We start from the raw sequence: 19,941 nt of genomic DNA, 5'->3' as shown, positions 1-19,941 counted from the left end.
ACAACAACCTTGAATGGAGACACCCGTATGGCACGCCCGCTGGTCCCGCTGATATCCATCGATGCCCTCGTCACTGCCGCCCTGGAACTGGTGGATGAAGCGGGGGACTTCAGCCTGCCAAAGCTCGCAAAACGCATCGGGGTCAGCCAGTCCTCCATCTACAACCACGTCAGTGGCCGGGAAGAGATCCTTGAGCTGATGCGGGGCCGGATTATCTCCGAAAGCCCCTACGCCCTCAAAGACGGAGAGGACTGGGAGGCGGCCCTGCGCGCCATCGTCCGCAGCTATCGTGACGCCTTCGCCCGCCATCCCAAACTCGCGCCCCTGCTGGTGCTCCAAACCGTCCAGGATGACCAGGTCCTGGCGCTCTACGAAAATCTGGCGGTGGCACTCGAAGGGGCCGGCTTCCGTGGCCAAGACGTGGTTTCGGCGATCTCCACCATTGACAGTTTCGCCTTGGGCTTCGCACTTGACCTCGCAGCGCCGGACGTTGTGTGGGCCCCACCAGCACAGGGTTATCCCATGCTCACCCGCGCTTTGGCGGACGCAGGACCGTCCGGGGAGCGCGGCGAAGCCGCCTTCGACTTCGGACTGGAAATACTCGTCGCGGGGCTGCGTTCCCGCCTGCAGACGACAGTGCTGTGATCGACCACAGTGCTGTGAACTACGTCGGTCCTGTGAATGACGTCGAAACTGTGAATGACATCCAAACTGTGAATTTCGCACAGACCTGGTGGGACGCAGTGGTCCGAGGATTTACGGATACGCACACCACGGAGGTCCCTTTACCTGCCCTGCTGGCTATCCTCGCATGCGCTGTGATCCTGAGCATTCCCCGCGTTACCTGGCGATGGTTCGGCCTGTATGTCACGTTCGTCCACGAGCTCGGCCACGCCTACGCTGCACTCATGACCGGACGTTTCGTCCACGGCCTCAGAATAGGGCTTGACCATTCGGGACGCCTCGTCAGCAGCGGAAGGAGTGCTTTCGGCGCAGCATGGTCCGGCTTTTGGGGTTACCCGGCGCCTGCTGTCGTCGGGCTGGCCCTGATCGCCGCATTTGCCTTAGGCCGATCCGGCGCGGCCATGTCCGTGGGAGCCGTGGTCCTGCTCGTCTCCCTGATCTTCCTCAGGAACCTCACCGGGATCCTGGTGGCCGTCCTCAGTGCCGGCGTTGCCCAGGCCCTGATCCTGTTTGCGACTCCCACTACGGTCAACTATGTGGTGCTGGCGCTTGGAATTGCGCTTTCCGTGGGCGGCGTCCGCGACCTGATGAAGCTCGCGGGTGTTCACACCCGCCGCCGCGACAGGCTGGCAGCGTCCGATGCCTTCATTCTTGGCCGTACCACGGGCGTCCCGGCGTTCGTTTGGCTGGCAGGCTTCACCGTGGTGATCGCCGGCTGTGCTGCAGTCTCTGCCTGGTTGTTGTGGGGCATGCTTTCCTCCAGCAGTTGAGCCCTTGCCCTGTGGTCCCTTGAGGGTGTCCAATCCTCTTTAACGTTCGAACCTCTTCGACGTTCGGACTCCATACTGGGATACACCACCAGGAGGTGCCCATGTCCGTGAAGGGCACGCGCGAAACTGCCAAGGCCACAGGGTCGGGCACACCCGAGGCCCGACGAAGTGACAACGGATCGGTACTGGCCGCAAGCGATCCTGCGAAGATTCGCAACGTTGCGCTGGTAGGGCATTCCGGCGTCGGCAAGTCGATGCTGGTGGAGGCTCTGCTGGCTGCAACCGGAGCCATCACCAGGATGGGATCCATCAGTGAAGGCACCACCGTCAGCGACTCCGATCCGTCCGCCATCCATCAACAACGTTCCGTGACGTTGTCAGTGGCACCGATCCTCGTAGGGGACATCAAGGTCAACCTGATCGACACCCCCGGCTACACTGACTTCACCGGCGAACTGCGCGCTGGCTTGAGGGCCGCCGATGCGGCCCTTTTTGTTGTCTCCGGAAATGACGGCATCGATGGTGCCACCATCGCCCTCTGGGGCGAGTGCGAAAAGATCCGCATGCCGCGCACGGTGGTGGTCAGCAAACTGGACCATCCGAGGGCCGACTTCAGTGCCGCCGTCGTGCGTTGCCAGGAAGCCTTCGGCGACGGCGTCCTCCCGCTCTACCTTCCGGCTGAAGGCAACCAGGGTCTTATGGGGGTCCTGCACAGCGGCAGCGACCACGAGGCTGTTGAGGAAGCAAGGGGGCCGTTGATCGAGGGGATCATTGCCGAGAGCGAGGACGAAACGCTCCTGGACCGTTACCTTGGCGGGGAGGAACTGCCATTGGCGGACCTGATCACCGATCTGGAAACGGCCGTGGCGCGGGGCAGCTTCTTCCCTGTCATGCCGACATCGGCCGAAACAGGCCTCGGCCTCCCCGAACTCATGGCCCTGATGACCGATGCGTTGCCGTCACCGTTGGAACGTACTCCTCCGGCAGCCATGAAACTCGATGGCTCCTCCCTGAAAGCGCTGGATTGCGATCCGACAGGACGTCTCGCCGCAGAAGTTGTTCGGACCACCGTGGATCCCTTTCTTGGCCGCGTGTGCCTGGTCCGCGTCTTTTCGGGGACCCTGCGTGAGGATTCATCCATCCATATCGGCGGCAGGGGACTGGCAAACAGGGGGCACGAGGACCACGACGCCGATGAGCGCCTGACGCACCTCTACTCACCTGTGGGCTCCAGCCTGAAGGCCGTTCCACAGTGCATTGCGGGGGATATCTGCGCCATCAGCAAACTCACCAGTGCCGAAACGGGGGACACCGTCTCCGATCGGGAAACGCCGCTGCTGATCGAAACATGGAACATGCCGGAGCCCCTCATGCCGATCGCCATTGAAGGTGCCTCGCGCAGTGATGAGGATGCCCTTGCCAAGAGCATTGGAAAAGTGGCGGCAGCCGATCCTACGCTTCGGCTGGAGCGAAACCAGGACACCCATCAGCTCATCCTCTGGTGCATGGGCGAGGCCCACGCGGACGTGGTGCTGGACAGGCTCCGCGGGCAAGGAGTCAAGCTCCAGACCGTGGACGTGATCACTCCTCTCCGCGAAACGTTTGCCACCAAGGCGACGGGCCACGGCCGCCACGTCAAGCAATCCGGCGGCCATGGCCAGTTCGCCATCTGCGACATCGAGGTGGAACCGTTGGCCCGCGGCGAGGGATTCACGTTCACGGACAAAATCGTGGGCGGCGTCATCCCGGGAACCTTCGTCACGTCCGTGGAGAAAGGCGTGCGCTCACAGATGCTCAAAGGGGTGTCAGCAGGATTCCCCGTGGTGGACATCAAAGTGACGCTGCTGGGTGGAAAGACCCACAGCGTTGACTCGTCCGATGCCGCGTTCCAGGCAGCGGGGGCGCTGGCGCTGAGGGAAGCGGCTGCGGCGGCGAAGATCCAGCTCCTGGAACCTGTGTCCTCGGTGGTCGTCAGTGTCCCCGATGAGCATGTCGGGGCCGTGATGAGTGACTTGTCCGGGCGGCGGGGACGCGTCACCGGAACCACCGCGGATGAGGGCGGTGGAACGGAGATCAGCGCAGAAGTGCCGGACCAGGAGCTCCTGCGCTACGCCATCGAACTTCGGGCGCTGACAGCAGGGACCGGCCGGTTCCGGCGTTCCTACCTCCGCCATGACCCCGTTCCTAGATAGCCCCTAGGAGTGTGTCCGCAGGAAAGCGGCCACCGCGGGAGCGAGCGACGCGCCCACTTCGGCCGGGGTGCGCTTCACGCCCTTGACCGCGAACGAATGGTCGCCGCCCTCGCTCCACTGAAGTGTCGCCGTCGGGCCTATCTTTTCCACCACGCCTTCCAACAGTGAAGGCGTGGCGAAGGTATCCCGAGTGCCTTGAAGGAAGAGCATGGGCGCCGTGACACCGTACAGGTGTTCATCGCGCAACTTCTCTGGCTTACCGGGAGCGTGCAACGGATAGCCGAGGTACACCAGCCCGCGGGCGGGCATGCCTTCGGCCACTGCCATGGATGCCATGCGCCCGCCGAAGGACTTGCCGGCGGCCCAGACAGGCTCGGTATCGGATAGTTCCGCGGCTTTGTCCATCACGGCCCGCCACGTGGCGATGGCCAGCGGTGGACGGTCCGGGAAGCGCCTGCCTGCTTCGCGGTAGGGAAAATTGAAGCGCAGCGTGGCCACACCTTCGTCGGCCATGGCTTCGGCGAATCCGCGCAGGAACGGGTGTTCCATCCCGGCGCCTGCCCCGTGGGCCACCACCAAGGTGGCAAGAGGCTGTTCCGGCCGGATATGAAGGCCCGATACTTCGGTCTCGCCGACGGCAATGGTGACGGATGTTTCTGGTTTTGGCATGTATCCATCATGCTGCAGTCACCGGCGTGCTTGGGACGCGCGGCACAAATGCAGTGGCGGGTGCTGACGCGGGCCGCCACTTCGGGGTAGCTTGTGCCCATGGCGAGCGAAGCAACCACTGTTACCGTGCCCGGTCCCCACGGCCCCCGGGAGGTTCGAATCTCCAGTCCCAGCCGTGTGATGTGGCCTGAGGCAGGACTGACCAAACTGGACCTGGCCAACTACCTCATCGACGTCGGGGAAGCCTTCGTTACGGCGAACGGCAACAGGCCCATCAGCCTCCAACGCTATTCGGGCAACATCGAAGGGGAGATGTTCTTCTCCAAGAATCCACCCAAAGGCGCCCCGGAGTACGTCCGGTCTGTTCCGGTGACCTATCCCAGCGCGCGTTCGCATCCACAACTGGTCATCGACGAACCGGCTGCCGCTGTCTGGGCAGCCCAAATGAACACGGTGGTGTTCCACCCGTGGGCGTCGCGGGCCGATGATCCCGACAACCCTGACCAGCTTCGCATCGATCTCGACCCGCAGCCGGGGACGGACTTCGATGACGCCATTCCGGCCGCGCTGGAACTCCGATCCGTGTTGGAGGAGGCTGGGCTGACGGCCTTCATCAAGACTTCCGGCAACCGTGGACTGCACGTGTACGCGCCCATCCACCCCAAGCACGAGTTCCTGGACGTACGCCACGCAGTGATCGCCGCTGGACGAGAGTTGGAGCGCCGCATGCCGGAAAAGGTCACCACTGCATGGTGGAAGGAAGAACGCGGATCGAGGATCTTCGTGGACTTCAACCAAGCCAACCGGGACAGGACCATCGCCGGGGCGTACAGCCCCCGTGCCGTGCCCACGGCGCAGGTATCCTGCCCGCTTTCATGGGACGAACTGGAGAGCGCCGACCCTGCAAAATACACCATCTCAACGGTTCCCGACCGCCTGAAGACCATCGGCGACCCTTGGGCTGGCATGCACCAACAGCACGGCGACATCGACGTACTGCTTACGTGGTGGGACCGCGACGTCCGGAACGGACAGGGCGAGATGCCTTTCCCGCCCGAATTTCCCAAGATGCCGGGCGAGCCCATGCGCGTGCAGCCGAGCCGGGCCCGCAAGCCGGAGGAGTAGACCCAGGAGCCCATGTGCGAGGAAGTCCGGGGCGGGGGATCCTGTCAGCCGCACTGGCGTGCGGCCTGCTGGTCAGTGGTTGCACCGACGAGCCGGTGCCGCTGCCGCCTGAGTCGACCACAGCCGTGCCGACGACGACGGCAACCACTCCGCCGGACGTAGTGACGCCCGCCCCGCCTGCGGTCCCGACACCCACCGTGGCAACTCCGACGGAGACTGCATCAACACCGGCCTTCCAGGAACTTCGCGCGACCCTGGAGCTCTTCAGCCGGGAGAAACTGCAGGAAGGCGCCTCAGCGATCCTGGTCAAGGCCAAGGTCGGCAGCCAGGAGTGGACGCATGCCGCCGGTGTCAGGAGCCGCGACGGACGTGTCGCCGCCCAACCCGGTGACCGCTTCCAAGTAGGTGGCCAGGTCCGGACCATGATCGCTGTCTCTGTGATGAAGCTCGTCGACGAGGGACGGTTGCGTTTGGACGACGCCATCACCACGCATCTGCCCGCGGCCATCGTCCCGGCAACGAATCCGGTGACCATCCGCCAGCTCCTGGGAAACAGGGTGGACCTGCCTGGAGCCCAGGCAGATGCCCTGCTGGCACAGGTGGTGGAGCATCTTCGCGGGGCACCGCTGGACGCTGTGCTCCGAACGGACATTCTGGCGCCGCTGAACCTCGGTTCGACGGGGCTGCTGGGGGCCAACACCGGCGTGCCCGACGACTTGGTCCACGGCTACGTCCGGATAGGATCCGACACGGTGGATGTGACCAGCCCTGGCACGCCGGGCAGTGCTGCGTCCGCTGGCCTGATGTCCTCGGTGGAGGACATCACCAGGTTCCAGGCCGCGCTGTTGAACGGACAGTTGATGTCCCCACAGAGCCTCATCGATATGAAAGGCACGGTGTTCGCCGACTACGGACTGGGCCTGGACCATTGGGACGACCGCTGCACCAACGGGACCTACTTCGGTCACGCCGGCGACGTTCCCGGGTACGGGAGCATCGCCATCAGCAGTGCGGACGGTAACCGCCAACTGGCCATTTTCATGGCCTATCCGCCACTGCCTGCAGCACAGCAGCCCTCGGCCCTCGCCTTGGAGATGACAGGGGTGGCGCAAGTTGCCTTGAACACCGTCTGCCGGTTCCAGTTCCGCTGAGGGACTCTATTCGAAGCGCGAAGGATCGCCGGTTCCGCGTCGGACCACTTCTGCGACGCCGCTGGAGAAATCGATCACCGTGGTGGGCTCAGAGCCGGTATCGCCGGAATCGATGACGGCGTCCACCTCGTTGTCCAACCGTTCCTTGATTTCCCAGCCCTGGGTCAAGGGCTCCTCCTGGTCCGGCAGCAGGAGGGTGCTGGAGAGCAATGGTTCGCCCAATTCGGCGAGGAGTGCCTGAACCACCTTGTGATCCGGAATGCGAACCCCCACAGTTTTCTTCTTGGGATGGAGGAGTCGCTTGGGAACTTCCCGCGTGGCCGGGAGGATAAACGTGTAGCTGCCCGGAGTGACGGCTTTGATGCTCCGGAACACGTCGTTGTCGATCATGACGAACTGCCCCATCTGGGCGAAGTCCTTGCACACCAACGTGAAGTGGTGTTTGTCGTCCAGGTGGCGGATGGTCCGGATGCGGTCCAGCGCTTCCCTGTTGCCAATCTGCGCGCCGAGCGCGTAGCAGGAGTCGGTGGGGTAGGCGATCAAGCCGCCGTCCTGCAGCATATGGACCACTTGGCCAATGGCGCGCGGTTGGGGATCTTCCGGGTGGACGTCAAAGAATCTGGCCATGGGAAGAGCCTACGACAAAGCTATGACAAGACGTCCTTGTTGGAGAATTTCGCGTAGGCCAGCGCGCCGCAGACAGCGATGTATCCGGCCTGCAGCAGCGCGTTCTCACCAAACGACGTCCAGGCGATCGGCTGCCGAAGCAGATCGGCGAACCCCAGCCAGTGGTGGCTGAACAGCCATGGATGCAACCATTCCAGCTGCGGCAGGTTGTCCAGGACCTGTGAGACCACGGAAAGGACAATCGTCGCAGCCATTGCCCCCACCGGCACATCCGTGAACGTTGAGATCAGGAGTCCGATCGCGGACAACCCCAGCAGGGAAACGGTAATGTACGCGGCGATCAGCAGCGATCTCAGGGCCGACTCGCCCACGCTGATGGTGTCACCTGACAGCAGTGTCACCGGCCCCACGGGAAAAAGCACGACGCCGGCCAAGGCACCTGACGCTGCCACCGTCGCCGTAGCGGCGAAACAGAATGCGACGGCCCCGGCATACTTCACCAGCAGCAGGCGCACCCGCCCGGCAGGCGCCAGCAGCAGATATCGCAAGGTCCCGAGGTTGGCCTCTCCGGCGATGGTGTCTCCGGCCACCACCCCGATGGTGAGGGGCAGGAACAACGGCACGCACACCACCAAGGCCGTCACTGCCACAAACAGGCCGTTTTGCGTGATGCGGTCCAGGAACAGTGGACCGCGTCCGGGCGTAGCGGGCCGGGACGATAACTTCACGGCGACGGCAATCAGGATGGGAACGGCAGCGAGGGCGATCAGCATGGCCCAGGTGCGGAGCCGGCGGAAAAGCACAGACAATTCCGAGGCGAGGAGTGCCCACCCGGCCCCGGGGCCGGCGGTGGCAACGGACGAAATCCCCGCAGTTTCAGCCGACAACGTCGAACCCCTCTCCGGTCAACGACACAAAGCGATCTTCCAAGCTTGCGTTTTCCACGGTGAAGCCACGGACCCGGACGCCATCTGCCACCAAGGCAGCCACGATCGACTCCGGTTCCACCCCATTGAGCCCGGTGCCCAACAGCGCCGTGGCCTCCCGTGGACTACCTGGGCCCGGAGCCTCGCCGGGGACCAGCCCCAGGCGTGCCAGGACGCGGGCAGCACGTTCGACGTCGGGCGTTTGGATGAGGACGTGAGCCTGCCCGGAGGACCGCAGTTCGTCCAGCGGCCCTTGGGCTACCAACCGGCCGGCGCTCATGACGCCAACGTGGGTGCACATTTGCTCAACTTCGGCCAACAGGTGGCTGGAGACAAAAACGGTTGTCCCACCGGCGGCCAAGGAACGAACCAGGCCCCGGACCTCGCGGGTGCCTTGGGGGTCCAGCCCGTTGGTTGGTTCGTCGAGGACCAGCAGTTCCCGTGGCCTCAGCATCGCGTTCGCCAAGCCCAGCCTTTGTTTCATGCCCAAGGAATACGCCCGGACCTTCTTCCCGGCAGCGTGGCTGAGTCCTACCCGGTCCAAGGCGTCGTGGACCCGTTGCCGCCTCGTGGCTGACGGTGCGTGGCGGTCGGCGGAGTCCAGGCGGAGGAGGTTGCCCGCGCCCGAAAGAAAAGGGTAGAAGCCCGGGCCCTCCACCAAAGCGCCAACATCAGGCAGCACCGAAGCCAAGGCACGCGGCATCTCCCGACCAAGGACGCTGATGTCACCGCTGTTGGGTGTCGCTAAGCCCAACAGCAGCCGGATGGTGGTGGTCTTCCCGGAACCATTCGGCCCCAGGAAGCCGAAGACCGAACCGCGCGGCACCGAAAGGTCGATGTCGTCCACAGCCGCCCGGTGACCGAAGCGTTTGACCAGGCCCCGGGTTTCTATGGCAAGGCCGGCCGCGACTGGCGGCCCGGGCTCGTGGGGGTCGGTTGCCTTCACTGGGCGGCAGCGGCTGACTGAAGCCGATCCAGAGGGACCATGCCCACAAAGATGCGGCCGTCGTCGAGAATGAGAACGCTCAGCAGAGACGATGTCAATGCCTTACCGCCGGAAACGGGCTGAAGCATCTGGGCGAGCTGGGGACTGGACATGAGCTCAGCCGGAGCAGAACCTGCCGGCAATGCGACAACGGCGCCCCAGCCTTCGCCGGAGACCGTGGCCCCATGCTGTTTAGGGTCCGCCTGGCCGAAGGCTTCCGGCGTGGCATCAGGCCCGGGGACCGCGGAGTCGGGCTCCGGTGCTGGCATGGATGGTACCGGTTTGGCGGGCAGCGCTTTCTCAGTGACCGTCGCGCCGGGCGGGGGCGTGAAGTTGAACAGCCCGGCGTCCGGAGTGGATAGATTCAGTTCCGTAAACGCCAGGGAGTAGGCAGGCTCGTCTTGTCCATTGGCCCGCACTTGGACGCCCAAGGGGAGCCCCGTCTCTGCATCCACGTAGATATCCACCGTATCAACCAACGTTTCGGAACTGCGAGGGTTGAGGCTCAGGCGGTAGGCGCTCCTGCCAGCGACCGATGACGAGCCTCCCACAGTCACCTCGGTGGTGGCATCAATGGCTGCGAGGAAGCGTTTCGCCATGGCCTCCGGAGTGGGCATATCCGGCCGTGGAGACGCGGAAGGAAGAGACTCCCTGAGTTCGGCCCTTGACGGCACCGGGACGCTCAGGTGGGTGGCGCTGTTGTCCGCCGAGTTGTAGAACCAGGCATCCCCACCGTTGACCACGAGGTCACGTTCAGCCATCGGATCCAGGATTTGCACCCGCGCCTTGAACGGACCGTCCACGTAAACCCGGGCCGTATGGGAGCCTGTCAGGAGCTCCAGCGCAGACGCAGTACCGGGGGCGATACCAGGACCAACAGCTGGAACTTCGGGAAGTCCCAGCTCAGACGCCTGTTCCACCGTGCCGGACAGGGCGCGCACCTCGGTCCGCGCGATCATGGCGAGGACTTCGTCAGCTGTCTTGGGTGGAAGGGATACAGTGGCGCCTGCTTGGACTGAACCGAAGAGGACTGCCACCGCCAAGGCAAGTGGAATCAGGAGAGCTGGCAGCCAACGCTGCCTGGCCCGTGCCATTGCTACCAACCACCGCATGTGAAAGGCATAAATCCAGATTACTCCGGATACCTGCGGGCACCACCCCGCCAGCGGCTGGATACGGTCCAGGCTGGATGCGCCGAACCGTACCCAATCCGCGAAGGGCGGCTACCAGGTTTGCGTGACCTTCAGCAGGCCGCGCGGGGCGTCGGGATCATTGCCACGTGCCACCGAAAGCTGGAGTGCGAGCAATTGAAGGGGCAGGATCTGCAGGATGGGAGAAAGCTCCTCCGGCACACCCGTCGGCAACGGCAGCACCAGTCCGTCCCGCAGTGCAGCAGCGGGATCACCCACGACGCACACATGCGCGCCCCGGTCAGCCAGCCGTTCCAGCACAGGACGCATGGCCGCCCCACCGATGCCTTCGGGGACCACTGCGACGACGGGGTGCTGGGAATCGATCATGGCGAACGGACCATGCAGCAAATCCGCACCGGAGAAGGCCTGTGCAGGAAGGTAGGAAGTCTCCATGAGCTTGAGTGCACCTTCCCGGGCCGTGGGGTAGGAGTAGCCGCGCCCCGTGGTGATGATGCGGTCGGCAAACCGGTACTTGCCCGCAATGTCCACGACGGCGTCGTCTTCCAGCACTGTCGCCGCCCACTCCGGAAGCCGCCTGGCGTCGTCAGCCGAACCACCACCCCAGGCTTCGATCAGCAACCACAGCGCCAGGAGTTGCGCGGTGTAGCTCTTGGTGGCCGCCACGGCGGATTCTTTTCCGGCCTGAATGTCCAGATGGTGTTCGGCGGCGCCGGCCAGCGGCGAATCCGGCGAGTTGGTCACAGCCACAGTGAGGGCGCCCAGGCGGCGGGCTGCCGCCGTCGACTCCACCAGGTCCGGGGAGCCGCCGGACTGGCTCACTGCCAGCCAGAGGACACCGTCCAACGTCGGAGCGGCACCGTAAGCGGTGAGGGTCGACGGCGACGCGAGGCCCACCGGCAGCCCAAGCTTGATTTCGATGAGGTACTTCGCGTAAAGCGCGGCGTGGTCGCTGGTTCCGCGTGCGGCCAGCAGGACAAAACGCGGGGCGGCCTTCTTGATGATGTGGGCCATGGCGCTGAACTGGTGCAGGCCGGAATCGAGCAGTCCGGCAAGCACCTGCGGCTGTTCGCCGATTTCGCTGGCCATCAGGAAGCCGGGAGCGGCCTCCATGGGTGCGGGGGAGTCGGAAATGATGGTCATGGGTTCCTGTCTGGGTAGGAGGGTGGGAATCAGTCCTGGATCAGCTGGCGGGCCAGTTCCACCGCACCGTGGACGGGTGCCTGCGTCAGGATCCGGATGGACGACGGATCTTCCAGGGAGAGTTTGCGGGCAACGGCCCCGGCGAGTTGGCTTTGGTTCACCAAGAGGGCGCCGGCCATGACCAAGGGCAGGTCCAAGCCCAGTTCACCCATCACCTGCCGGGCCAAAGTGGCCAGCGAGTGGGCGGCTTCGGCCTGGATCCTCAAAGCCGCGGGATCGCCCTCGGCTGCCAGGTCCAGGACCAGTGGGGCCAATCCCGCCCAATGGTCCGGCTCTGGCTTGGCGTAGAACGAATCCATGAGCTGCAAAGCGTCAGCGCTTGCGGTGGCCGCCATCAGTGCCCGGACCAGCGTGCCGGGCTCCAAGCCGGCGTAATACTCGCGGAGAGCCTCGCGAACAGCGTCCCGGACCACGGAGTAACCGCCACCTTCGTCACCCAGCAGGTAGCCGTAACCTCCGCTGCGGGCTTCGCGTCCGTCACGGCTCCTTCCCCATGCCACGGAGCCGGTGCCCGCCACCACCACGGCGCCGGCGTCCAGGCCTGCTGCAGCCAGGACTATGCGCGTGTCATGGACGACGTCGATCCTGGCACCGGGGAAGTGTTCCGTCAGCAGGGCGGACAGGACAGCCCGGCTCGCCGGGGTGTCCGCGCCGGCGGCACCGACGCAGACGGCTTCAATTCCGCCGCCGACGCTCGTAGCGATCCGGCGCAGCACGGCGTCGGCTCCTTGGTGGCCCACCGACGACAGGTTGGCGCTGGCTTCGGTAATTTCGACGCCGGAACCACCTGGGGGCGCTGTGTTCGGCTGCCGGTCGTCCCACCGCACGGCGTGTGTCTTGGAGCCCCCGATGTGGAGGCCCAGAACCGCCGGCGTCACCGGACTGCCGCCGGTTCGGTGATCTCGCCCAATGGCGTCTTGCCGGCCTCAGCCTCAGGCCACTTCCCGCCGTTTTCCCAGAACTGCTGTATTTCTTCCAACTGACGTCCCTTCGTTTCGGGTGCGAACTTGCGGACAAACATAAAGCCGAGGATAGCCAGTACGCCGAACACAGCGAAGGTTCCCGCACCGCCAAGTCGCTGAAGCATCGTGAGGAAGAATGCCGCCACCAGCACGTTGGCCACCAAATCGGACGTCAGCATGGCGCTCGCCCCGAGTGATCGCAGCCGTGACGGGAAACTCTCACCGGCGTAAACCCACACCAAGGCACCGAAGCCGAAAGTGAATCCAACGGTGAACAGCAGGACCCCGAGGAAGCCCAGCACGGTGAGGAGCCCGCCGAAGTCCTGGCCAGCGATGAAGACGCCCACCAACAGGACGTTGGCCACGACCATCATGCCGATGCCGGTCAGGAGCACCGGGCGGCGGCCCAGCCGGTCCACCAGAGACAGAGAGACGAAGACGGCCGCAAGTGCGGCAACCTGAACCGCGGCCGGGAGGAGCAAAAGCGCTGCGTTGCCACTGAAGCCCATAGCTTCGAAGATTCTGGGGCTGTAATAGACCACGGCGTTGATGCCGGTGATTTGGATGAAGAAGCCCAAGCCCACAACAAACACGGTGGCCCTCAGGTAGGGGGTGCGCAGCATTTCACGAATTCCGCCACCGCGTTCTTCGCGGATGGCGCGCTGCATCTCGGCAAGTTCAGCCTCCACGTCGGTGTCCGGCTCGATGGCGCTGAGTGTCTTCCTGGCGTCTGCGGTCCTGCCTCGCATCATGTACCACCGCGCGGTGTCAGGGAGCTTGATGACGATGGCCAGGACAATCACCGCGGGAACCGCGGCCAGGCCCAGCATCCATCGCCAGGAGCCGGTGCCCGCCAGGGCGTAGGCGGCGACGTATCCGACGATGATGCCGATGACCGTGGCCACCTGGTAGGCAACCAGCAGCGCTCCACGGACTTTTGCCGGAGCCGACTCTGCTACGAAGACCGGAACCACCACCACGGAGACACCGATGGTCAAGCCAAGGAGGAGGCGTGCGATCAGCAGGGTGGGAACGTCGTTGGACATCGCGCTGAGGATGGCGAAGAGCGCGTACCCCACGGCGAGCCCCACCATGCAGGCCTTGCGGCCCAATCGGTTGGATAGCCAGCCACCCACCAGGGCCCCGAGGACTTCGCCAGCAACCACGGCGGTGGTGACCAGTTCCTGCTGGGAGGTGGTGAGGTCGAACTGCTTCGTAATGAACAGCAGGGCACCGGCGATGTTCGACGTGTCGTAGCCGTAGATCACGCCAATGGTGGCGGCAGCGCCGCCCACCAGGAGCCCGAGCCGGGGTGTTTGCCGTAGGTCGTGCAGGATCGACATCTTTGTCCCTTGAATCTGTGGAAAAGTAGGGTCTTGCCGGAGGATTTCCGGAATTGGTTTAGACCAACCTGCACAAGATTGGCATAGACCAATCATGTTGTCTACAAGTAGGATGTCCAATATGTCCGCAGATGCCGCGCCAGCGACCCCAAAGTACTATCTCCTCAAGACCGAGGTGCTGGGACTCATAGCCGGGCTGCAGCCGGGCACGCTGATCCCCACGGAGCGTGCCCTGGCGGAGAAGTATTCGACATCCCGTACCACGGTCCGGCAGGCCATCAGTGAGCTCGTGGCGGAGGGAAGGCTGGGCCGCATCCAAGGGCACGGAACCTTCGTGGCTCCGCCGAAAGTGACCCACGTCCGGCAGCTGACATCGTTCTCGGATGATGCCCGAACGCAGGGGCTGCGGCCGGACTCCCGGTTGATCGCCCTCGATGTCGTCAAGTCTGACGCCGACGTCGCAGGCCATCTGGGGCTAAACCAAGGAGATCCGGTGACCCGGCTTGAGCGCATCCGCTTGATAGAGGGGGAGCCGTTGGCGCACGAGACAGCCTGGCTGCCCGGCAAGCTGCCACGATTCAAGTCGAATCTCGCCAAGGCTGGTTCGCTCTATGCAGTGTTGGCCGATGCCTACGCCATCAATATCGCCGACGTTGAGGACACGGTGGAGACCGCACTGGCCGGTCCAGCCGATGTCAGGCTGCTGGGAATCGAAATGGGGGCACCCTTGCTGGTGGTCCATCGCTTGGCCCGTGACGCCGCTGGCGCCCCAGTGGAGTGGACCCGCAGCGCGTTTCGCGGGGACAGGTTCCGGTTTGTATCGCGAGTGAAGGCCGGAGGTTGACCGCCCCTTTCCTGCCGGTGACCGCCGTCAGGAAGCCGTAACCCCTGCTGTTTCCTTCAAAGTACGGCGAACGAACTCCGCGCTCGGCTCCGCATAGGCGGCCACGATCCGGCGGAACAGATCCGCGCCTTCGCCCCCGGGCCAGTCCTCAGGCAGGAACGCGGACGGGAGGCCTGGATCGAGGTACGGAATGATTCGCCACCGGTCAATGCACTGGACATAGGTGGCAAAGGCATCGGGAGAAGAGTGCACGGCCGCACCGGCACGCGCGGCGCCGGCTGCGCCGTGCTCCCGGATAAAGTCGCTGTGCAATTCGGCCACTGCGTCCAGGTCCCACCACTTGGAAGCGGCATCCCGGAGGCTGCCACCCACCAGCGGGGTGTCAGTCACGAAAATCGTTGCCATGTCCCGCAACTCCAGGTCCGACAGGATTTCCTCGACCTCAACACGCAACGAGTCCGGGCAGATCCAGAGGCCGGCCGCCACCGTCCCACAGCCAATCCAGTGGAGCCTGCGGCGCAGCTGATGGCGCTTCTCCCGCTCCGTCTCCGGGATGGAGAAAGAGATCAGGCACCAGGGATCCGAAGCCGACATGCTCCGTGGGTGGTAGACTCTGCGGTCGCCACGGGCCAGCATGGCGGAGGCCCCGTCGGTGAGGGTGAAGCCTGGGACGCCATTGCGGACCTCCTGCATCACAACGTCCTTCTTGCGCAGGCGCCCCAGGGCCGTCCGGGACACTGTCCCGGACGTGCCCAGGGCCGCCATCAGAGCAACGATGTCCTTGGCCGACATCCATCCGCCAGCGTCCCGCAGATACAGGCCGATGACCGTTCGCAGCAACGACGTTGTGCTCCCGGGACGGGAGTCCATGTCGTCAAGGACGGCGCTCACAGCAGTTCGGAGAGGGCGTCGCGAATGGCTGCCACTCCCAGCTCAACCTCGGCGTAGCTCGTGCTCAGCGGGGACAGCCCAATGCGCAGGCCATGCGGAGGACGGAAGTCGGGGATGACCCCCTTCTCCCAGAGTTTGGCCGTGACGTCAGCGAAGAGCGGGTGGTCCACGGTGATGTGCGAGCCACGCTCAGCAGGATCCCGCGGGCTCACGATCTTCACGCCGAGCGGTACCAAAAGCTCCTCGGAGAGTGCAATGGCGTACTCAGTGAGCTTGATTGATTTCTCGCGCACGGCGTCCATGCCCACGGAGGCAATCAGCTCAACCATGTCCTTGAGGGGCTGCATGGCCAACACGGGCGGCGTTCCTGTGATGAACCGACGCATACCCTGTGCAGGACGATAGGAGTCGGTCATGCCGAAGGGGTTGTCGGCGCCCATCCACCCCCAGATCGGCTGTTGCAAACGATCCTGCTGCGAAGCATTCACGTAGCCGAAAGCGGGTGATCCCGGTCCGCCGTTGAGATACTTGTACGTGCAGCCGACTGCGAGGTCCACGTCCCAGGCGTCCAGTTCCAAGGGCACGGAACCAACAGAGTGGCAGAGGTCCCAGAGCATGAGGGCACCGGCTTGATGCACCTTGGCGGTGATACCCTTGGCGTCCGCCAGGAACCCTGAACGGTACGCAACATGGCTGAGAACGACGACGGCGGTCCGCTCGCCGAGCAGTCCGTCCAGGTCGGCTTCGCGTACACCGCTGGCAGGGTTGGCGGCGATCCACCTGATGCTGGCCCCGCGCTCCTTGGCGATGCCCTCGATGATAAAGCGGTCCGTGGGGAAGTTGTCGCGGTCGATGATGATTTCGTCCCGGCCCGGCTGGGCGTCCACGGCTGCGCGGATCATCTTGTAGAGCATCACGGAAGTGGAGTCGCCAACGGTGGTTTGGCCAGGGGCTGCGCCGAGGGCCACTTCGCCGATGCGGTCGCCCACAGCCGTGGGCTCGTCCATCCACTGCTCGTCCCAGCCGCGGATAAGGCGGCTGCCCCAAGCGTCATGAACGAACGAAGCGAGATTTCCGGCCGTTGCCTTCAGCGGGCGCCCCAATGAGTTGCCGTCCAAATAGGAGGTGAGTTGGTCGGCGTCGGGCGCATAGAAGGCGTCACGCTGGGCGGCGAGCGGATCGGCGGCATCCAGTGCGGCCGACGTTGGCCGCTGGGTTTCCTGTGCGGTGGTCATGGTTCCTCCTGGGAGAGTGTGGTTCAGGGGTGGTTGCTTAGTTACCGATCTCGGTGCGAACGGCGTAGAGCTCAGGGAAGAACGTCAGGTCCAGGGCGCGCTTGAGGAAGTCGACGCCGGATGAGCCGCCGGTTCCCACTTTGAAGCCGATGGTGCGTTGGACGGTCCTGAGGTGGCGGAACCGCCACGCCTGGAAGTTGTCCTCGATATCCACCAGGTCCTCGCAGGCTTCGTAGAGACCCCACGGCGTATCGTCGGATTCGTAGATCTTCTGGAAGACCGGGACGAGGTCCTTGCGGAACGTCCATGGCTCGCTCTTGTCACGCTCAAGGATGTCGGTGGGGATGTCGTAGCCGGCGCGTGCAAGGACGGCCAGGAACGCGTCGTACAGCGTGGGCTCCTCCAACAGCGTACTGAGCAGGGCGTGGGCCTCGGGCTCGCTTTCGAAGACGCGCAGCATGCCTCGGTTCTTATTCCCCAGGAGAAATTCGACACCGCGGTACTGGTACGACTGGAATCCGGAAGAGCTTCCCAGGAAGCCCCTGAACTGCGCGTATTCGCGGGGAGTGAGCGTTCCGAGGACGGACCATTGTTCGGTCATGGTGCGCTGGATGGCCTTGACACGGGCGATGCACTTAAGCGCCTTGCCCAGGTTGTCGGCGTCGAAAAGCCTACGGGCCTCCAGCAGTTCATGCAGGACCAGCTTGAGCCAGAGTTCGCTGGTCTGGTGCTGAATGATGAACAGCAGTTCGTCGTGGTGTTCCGGCTCGCTGAGCGGGTGTTGAGAGCTGAGCAGGTGGTCGAGGTCCAGATATCCGCCGTACGACATCGCGTGCCGGAAATCGGTGCGGACAGTGTCCTCAATCGGGCGGACGCTGTGGGCGGACTGGACTGCGGGCTTTTCCATATCCCGAGATTATCACTTCCATGACGAACGTCAAGAGATTGATTTGCCTCTCGATGTCACTCGGGTCCCGTAGTCTGATCCTCAACCGTTTGGGGAAGGGGGAGCGACCATGGATTCCGTCCGAGGCGCCGTGACGCCGGTGTCCATCTACTTGGATGTCGACGGCGTGGTGAACCCCTTCAGTCCGTTGGGAACCACCGACTGGGGTGGGGAATGGACCATTGCCGATGCTGGCATCCTGGAGGTTGCCTACGCGCCCGAGGCAGTGTCTGAGCTCAACGATCTTGCAGGCCATCCCGCAGCGCGCTTCGTCTGGCTCACAACGTGGGAGCGCCTCGCCCCTGAGTTTCTCTGCCCCGCCATCGGCCTGAAGGGCCAGGACTGGCCCGTACTGTCCAGCCAAGGCTGGGACGAGGGCCCTGAGTGGTGGAAACTGGTGGCCCTCCAAAAAGATGTGGCCGCCTCCGGCAGCGATCGGATCGTCTGGCTCGACGACCAACTCCGCCACGAGTCCGACGCCCGCTCGTGGGCCGAGTACCAGCAAGACCGTGTGCTTTGCATCTCACCGGATCCCCGCAAGGGTCTGTCCCGTCGCGACCTCGCGGCGGTGCGGGCGTACCTGGGCTGAACCGGGGTCCCGGTACGTTTGTCCGCTCACGGGATGGCACGTAGGATTCTTAAGGTTTCAAGCCCGCCAGAGTGAATCCCGCAAGTCGAGTCAGTTGAACAATTGCTGAACTATGCTGTGGATGGCAGGTATGGGGAAGTGAAACTGCTGAACGTCGACGACTCTGCAGATTGGGCAACAGGTGGATATCACCTTCATGGTCGCGCTGGTAATAGCGTTGGCCCTATTCTTTGACTTCACCAACGGGTTTCACGACACAGCCAATGCGATGGCCACGCCTATCGCTACGGGGGCGATCAAGCCCAAGACGGCCGTCGCACTGGCCGCGGTGCTCAACCTCGTAGGTGCGTTCCTTTCCACGGAAGTGGCCAAGACCATCTCCGGTGGACTGATCCGGGAAGGTTCCGACGGCATCCACATCACGCCGGACATCATCTTTGCCGGCCTCATGGGGGCCGTGCTGTGGAACATGATCACCTGGCTCAAGGGACTGCCCTCCAGTTCCTCGCATGCCTTGTTCGGTGGCCTTATCGGCGCCGCAGTAGTCGGCATCGGCTTCCATTCCATCAACTTCGAGACCGTCCTGCAGAAAGTTATCCTGCCGGCGATCTTCGCGCCCCTCATTGCTGGCCTTGTGGCGTACATCTGTACACGCCTCGCCTACGCTCTGACGTCACGGCATGATCCCGAAACCGGCGACAAACTGACACAGAAGCGTGGCGGTTTCCGCACGGGGCAGATCTTCACCTCGAGCCTGGTGGCCCTGGCGCACGGCACCAACGATGCCCAGAAGACCATGGGCATCATCACCCTGGTCCTCATTGCAGGGGGCACCCAGGCGCCGGGCAGCGGCCCGCAGTTCTGGGTCATCGCGGCCTGTGCCTTTGCCATCGCCATTGGAACCTATGCCGGCGGATGGCGCATCATCCGCACCATGGGCTCCGGACTCACCGAAGTAAAGCCCGCACAGGGCTTCTCTGCTGAAACCAGCACCGCCTCGGCCATCCTGGCCTCGTCCCACTTGGGCTTTGCCCTGTCCACCACGCAGGTCGCCTCGGGATCGGTCATCGGCTCCGGCCTCGGGCGCAAGGGAACGTCCGTCCGCTGGGGCACCGCCGGCAAGATTGCCTTGGGCTGGTTGTTTACACTCCCGGCCTCGGCAATTGTGGGCGCCCTCACCGCACTACTGGTGAGCATCGGCGTCGTAGGTGTTGTCATTGCAGCAGTGGTTGGCACAGCCGCGGTCCTGTTCATGTTCGTGGTTTCGCGCAGGTCCCACGTGGGCCACCACAACGCCGTCGAGGTCGAAGAAGCCGGCCATGCCGTGCGGTTCCGGAAGAAAAAGAAGTCTCGAAAGACCACCCAGAGCGAGGACGTGCAGCGATGAAATGGTTGGAATTGCTGCAGGTCGCCGGAGTGACCCTCCTGGCAGCCGTAACGCTGGTGGTCCTCTATTCCTTGGGTGTGCGGCTTACGGCCATCGCAGGTGACGCACGGCAAAAGTCGCCCGCCGTGGTGCGCTCCCTGGCCTACGTATGCTTCGCCTTCTGCGGCGCAGCCGTACTTTTCGGCATTTACCTGATTGTTCCGTACTTCGGAAAGTAGAAGTCTCTCTGGCAGTCAGATCCATTCGGGAGAATAATCAGCA

20 protein-coding genes are annotated in these 19,941 nt (G+C 64.0%); 9 read left to right on the top strand and 11 right to left on the bottom strand.

Translation table 11 applies throughout. The features are described 5' to 3' along the window. The first annotated feature begins 27 nt into the window (after positions 1-27). From ACR30Z_RS07375 to ACR30Z_RS07365, 3 genes are all read left to right on the top strand, one after another. A complete protein-coding gene (locus ACR30Z_RS07375) occupies positions 28-645 on the top strand; it encodes a TetR/AcrR family transcriptional regulator C-terminal domain-containing protein (RefSeq protein WP_144648188.1) in 618 nt (205 codons plus the stop codon). A 68-nt stretch (positions 646-713) separates the two neighbouring features. Beyond that, positions 714-1,454: a M50 family metallopeptidase gene (locus ACR30Z_RS07370; protein ID WP_144648189.1), complete on the top strand. Its 741-nt coding sequence runs from the start codon at positions 714-716 to the stop codon at positions 1,452-1,454. Between the two features lie 101 nt (positions 1,455-1,555). Then, on the top strand, positions 1,556-3,646 hold the full coding sequence (locus tag ACR30Z_RS07365; protein WP_434371831.1) for an elongation factor G-like protein EF-G2: 2,091 nt from the start codon (positions 1,556-1,558) through the stop codon (positions 3,644-3,646). Between the two features lie 3 nt (positions 3,647-3,649). Here ACR30Z_RS07365 and ACR30Z_RS07360 read toward each other — a convergent pair whose 3' ends face one another. Further along, on the bottom strand, positions 3,650-4,315 hold the full coding sequence (locus tag ACR30Z_RS07360; RefSeq protein WP_434371829.1) for an alpha/beta hydrolase family protein: 666 nt from the start codon (positions 4,313-4,315) through the stop codon (positions 3,650-3,652). A gap of 99 nt (positions 4,316-4,414) precedes the next feature. On the opposite strand from ACR30Z_RS07360, the gene ligD reads away from it, so the two are divergent. Together ligD and ACR30Z_RS07350 are read left to right on the top strand one after the other, a co-directional pair. Then, positions 4,415-5,440 (top strand): non-homologous end-joining DNA ligase, encoded by a 1,026-nt coding sequence (gene ligD, locus ACR30Z_RS07355; protein ID WP_434371827.1) that lies wholly within the window; start codon positions 4,415-4,417, stop codon positions 5,438-5,440. Positions 5,441-5,454: 14 nt separating this feature from the next. Next, a complete protein-coding gene (locus ACR30Z_RS07350; RefSeq protein WP_434371825.1) occupies positions 5,455-6,591 on the top strand; it encodes a serine hydrolase domain-containing protein in 1,137 nt (378 codons plus the stop codon). A 6-nt stretch (positions 6,592-6,597) separates the two neighbouring features. Here ACR30Z_RS07350 and ACR30Z_RS07345 read toward each other — a convergent pair whose 3' ends face one another. The 7 genes from ACR30Z_RS07345 to ACR30Z_RS07315 all read right to left on the bottom strand — a co-directional run bounded on the left by ACR30Z_RS07345 (position 6,598) and on the right by ACR30Z_RS07315 (position 13,788). Then, a complete protein-coding gene (locus ACR30Z_RS07345; protein ID WP_144648194.1) occupies positions 6,598-7,218 on the bottom strand; it encodes an L-threonylcarbamoyladenylate synthase in 621 nt (206 codons plus the stop codon). Positions 7,219-7,238: 20 nt separating this feature from the next. Then, positions 7,239-8,105 (bottom strand): ABC transporter permease, encoded by an 867-nt coding sequence (locus tag ACR30Z_RS07340; protein WP_434371823.1) that lies wholly within the window; start codon positions 8,103-8,105, stop codon positions 7,239-7,241. Further along, positions 8,095-9,090: an ABC transporter ATP-binding protein gene (locus tag ACR30Z_RS07335; RefSeq protein WP_434371821.1), complete on the bottom strand. Its 996-nt coding sequence runs from the start codon at positions 9,088-9,090 to the stop codon at positions 8,095-8,097. Before ACR30Z_RS07335 ends, ACR30Z_RS07340 begins: the two co-directional genes overlap by 11 nt. Beyond that, entirely contained in the window at positions 9,087-10,223 is a 1,137-nt protein-coding gene (locus tag ACR30Z_RS07330) for a LolA family protein (RefSeq protein WP_434371819.1), read from the bottom strand. The genes ACR30Z_RS07335 and ACR30Z_RS07330 overlap by 4 nt, the downstream gene beginning before the upstream one ends. A gap of 129 nt (positions 10,224-10,352) precedes the next feature. Next, entirely contained in the window at positions 10,353-11,423 is a 1,071-nt protein-coding gene (locus ACR30Z_RS07325; RefSeq protein ID WP_434371817.1) for an SIS domain-containing protein, read from the bottom strand. Positions 11,424-11,452: 29 nt separating this feature from the next. Further along, positions 11,453-12,361, bottom strand: coding sequence for an N-acetylglucosamine kinase (locus ACR30Z_RS07320; protein WP_144648198.1), 909 nt, complete (start codon positions 12,359-12,361; stop codon positions 11,453-11,455). Beyond that, positions 12,358-13,788, bottom strand: coding sequence for a sugar porter family MFS transporter (locus tag ACR30Z_RS07315; protein ID WP_434371814.1), 1,431 nt, complete (start codon positions 13,786-13,788; stop codon positions 12,358-12,360). The genes ACR30Z_RS07320 and ACR30Z_RS07315 overlap by 4 nt, the downstream gene beginning before the upstream one ends. 112 nt (positions 13,789-13,900) lie before the next feature. Here ACR30Z_RS07315 and ACR30Z_RS07310 point away from each other — a divergent pair, with 112 nt between their 5' ends. Then, entirely contained in the window at positions 13,901-14,632 is a 732-nt protein-coding gene (locus ACR30Z_RS07310; protein ID WP_144648422.1) for a GntR family transcriptional regulator, read from the top strand. Positions 14,633-14,659: 27 nt separating this feature from the next. On the opposite strand, the gene ACR30Z_RS07305 is transcribed toward ACR30Z_RS07310, so the two are convergent. From ACR30Z_RS07305 to kynA, 3 genes are read right to left on the bottom strand one after another with little or no spacing between them, the layout of a single operon-like run. Continuing rightward, complete coding sequence (locus ACR30Z_RS07305; protein ID WP_434371812.1) at positions 14,660-15,523, bottom strand: PaaX family transcriptional regulator; 864 nt, start codon at positions 15,521-15,523, stop codon at positions 14,660-14,662. After that, complete coding sequence (gene kynU / locus ACR30Z_RS07300) at positions 15,520-16,758, bottom strand: kynureninase (RefSeq protein ID WP_144648201.1); 1,239 nt, start codon at positions 16,756-16,758, stop codon at positions 15,520-15,522. The genes ACR30Z_RS07305 and kynU overlap by 4 nt, the downstream gene beginning before the upstream one ends. 37 nt (positions 16,759-16,795) lie before the next feature. Beyond that, a complete protein-coding gene (kynA, locus tag ACR30Z_RS07295; protein WP_144648202.1) occupies positions 16,796-17,665 on the bottom strand; it encodes a tryptophan 2,3-dioxygenase in 870 nt (289 codons plus the stop codon). Between the two features lie 109 nt (positions 17,666-17,774). On the opposite strand from kynA, the gene ACR30Z_RS07290 reads away from it, so the two are divergent. The 3 genes from ACR30Z_RS07290 to ACR30Z_RS07280 all read left to right on the top strand — a co-directional run bounded on the left by ACR30Z_RS07290 (position 17,775) and on the right by ACR30Z_RS07280 (position 19,898). Further along, the gene (locus ACR30Z_RS07290) at positions 17,775-18,293 is read left to right on the top strand and encodes an HAD domain-containing protein (RefSeq protein WP_434371809.1); all 519 of its coding nucleotides are present in this window, start codon (positions 17,775-17,777) and stop codon (positions 18,291-18,293) included. Between the two features lie 181 nt (positions 18,294-18,474). Further along, positions 18,475-19,680 carry an inorganic phosphate transporter gene (locus ACR30Z_RS07285; protein WP_144648204.1) on the top strand — a complete coding sequence of 402 codons (1,206 nt, stop codon included), beginning with the start codon at positions 18,475-18,477 and terminating at the stop codon, positions 19,678-19,680. Further along, on the top strand, positions 19,677-19,898 hold the full coding sequence (locus tag ACR30Z_RS07280) for a hypothetical protein (protein WP_144648205.1): 222 nt from the start codon (positions 19,677-19,679) through the stop codon (positions 19,896-19,898). Before ACR30Z_RS07285 ends, ACR30Z_RS07280 begins: the two co-directional genes overlap by 4 nt. Positions 19,899-19,941: the final 43 nt, after the last annotated feature.

This window comes from Paenarthrobacter sp. FR1, assembly GCF_051106045.1.
Classification (GTDB): Bacteria; Actinomycetota; Actinomycetes; order Actinomycetales; family Micrococcaceae; genus Arthrobacter; species Arthrobacter nitroguajacolicus_A.
Note: the sequence above shows the minus strand (reverse complement) of the source record. Positions and strands in the feature narration are given on the sequence as shown.

What these genes read in the sequence shown, in the direction of transcription:
- ACR30Z_RS07345 (WP_144648194.1), bottom strand. Translation starts at nt 7,218, where the DNA reads ATGGCCAGATTCTTTGACGTCCACCCGGAAGATCCCCAACCGCGCGCC.
- ACR30Z_RS07310 (WP_144648422.1), top strand. Translation starts at nt 13,901, where the DNA reads ATGTCCAATATGTCCGCAGATGCCGCGCCAGCGACCCCAAAGTACTAT.
- ACR30Z_RS07375 (WP_144648188.1), top strand. Translation starts at nt 28, where the DNA reads ATGGCACGCCCGCTGGTCCCGCTGATATCCATCGATGCCCTCGTCACT.
- ACR30Z_RS07290 (WP_434371809.1), top strand. Translation starts at nt 17,775, where the DNA reads ATGGATTCCGTCCGAGGCGCCGTGACGCCGGTGTCCATCTACTTGGAT.
- ACR30Z_RS07325 (WP_434371817.1), bottom strand. Translation starts at nt 11,423, where the DNA reads ATGACCATCATTTCCGACTCCCCCGCACCCATGGAGGCCGCTCCCGGC.
- ACR30Z_RS07330 (WP_434371819.1), bottom strand. Translation starts at nt 10,223, where the DNA reads ATGGCACGGGCCAGGCAGCGTTGGCTGCCAGCTCTCCTGATTCCACTT.
- ACR30Z_RS07365 (WP_434371831.1), top strand. Translation starts at nt 1,556, where the DNA reads ATGTCCGTGAAGGGCACGCGCGAAACTGCCAAGGCCACAGGGTCGGGC.
- ACR30Z_RS07360 (WP_434371829.1), bottom strand. Translation starts at nt 4,315, where the DNA reads ATGCCAAAACCAGAAACATCCGTCACCATTGCCGTCGGCGAGACCGAA.
- kynA (WP_144648202.1), bottom strand. Translation starts at nt 17,665, where the DNA reads ATGGAAAAGCCCGCAGTCCAGTCCGCCCACAGCGTCCGCCCGATTGAG.
- kynU (WP_144648201.1), bottom strand. Translation starts at nt 16,758, where the DNA reads ATGACCACCGCACAGGAAACCCAGCGGCCAACGTCGGCCGCACTGGAT.
- ACR30Z_RS07315 (WP_434371814.1), bottom strand. Translation starts at nt 13,788, where the DNA reads ATGTCGATCCTGCACGACCTACGGCAAACACCCCGGCTCGGGCTCCTG.
- ACR30Z_RS07280 (WP_144648205.1), top strand. Translation starts at nt 19,677, where the DNA reads ATGAAATGGTTGGAATTGCTGCAGGTCGCCGGAGTGACCCTCCTGGCA.
- ligD (WP_434371827.1), top strand. Translation starts at nt 4,415, where the DNA reads ATGGCGAGCGAAGCAACCACTGTTACCGTGCCCGGTCCCCACGGCCCC.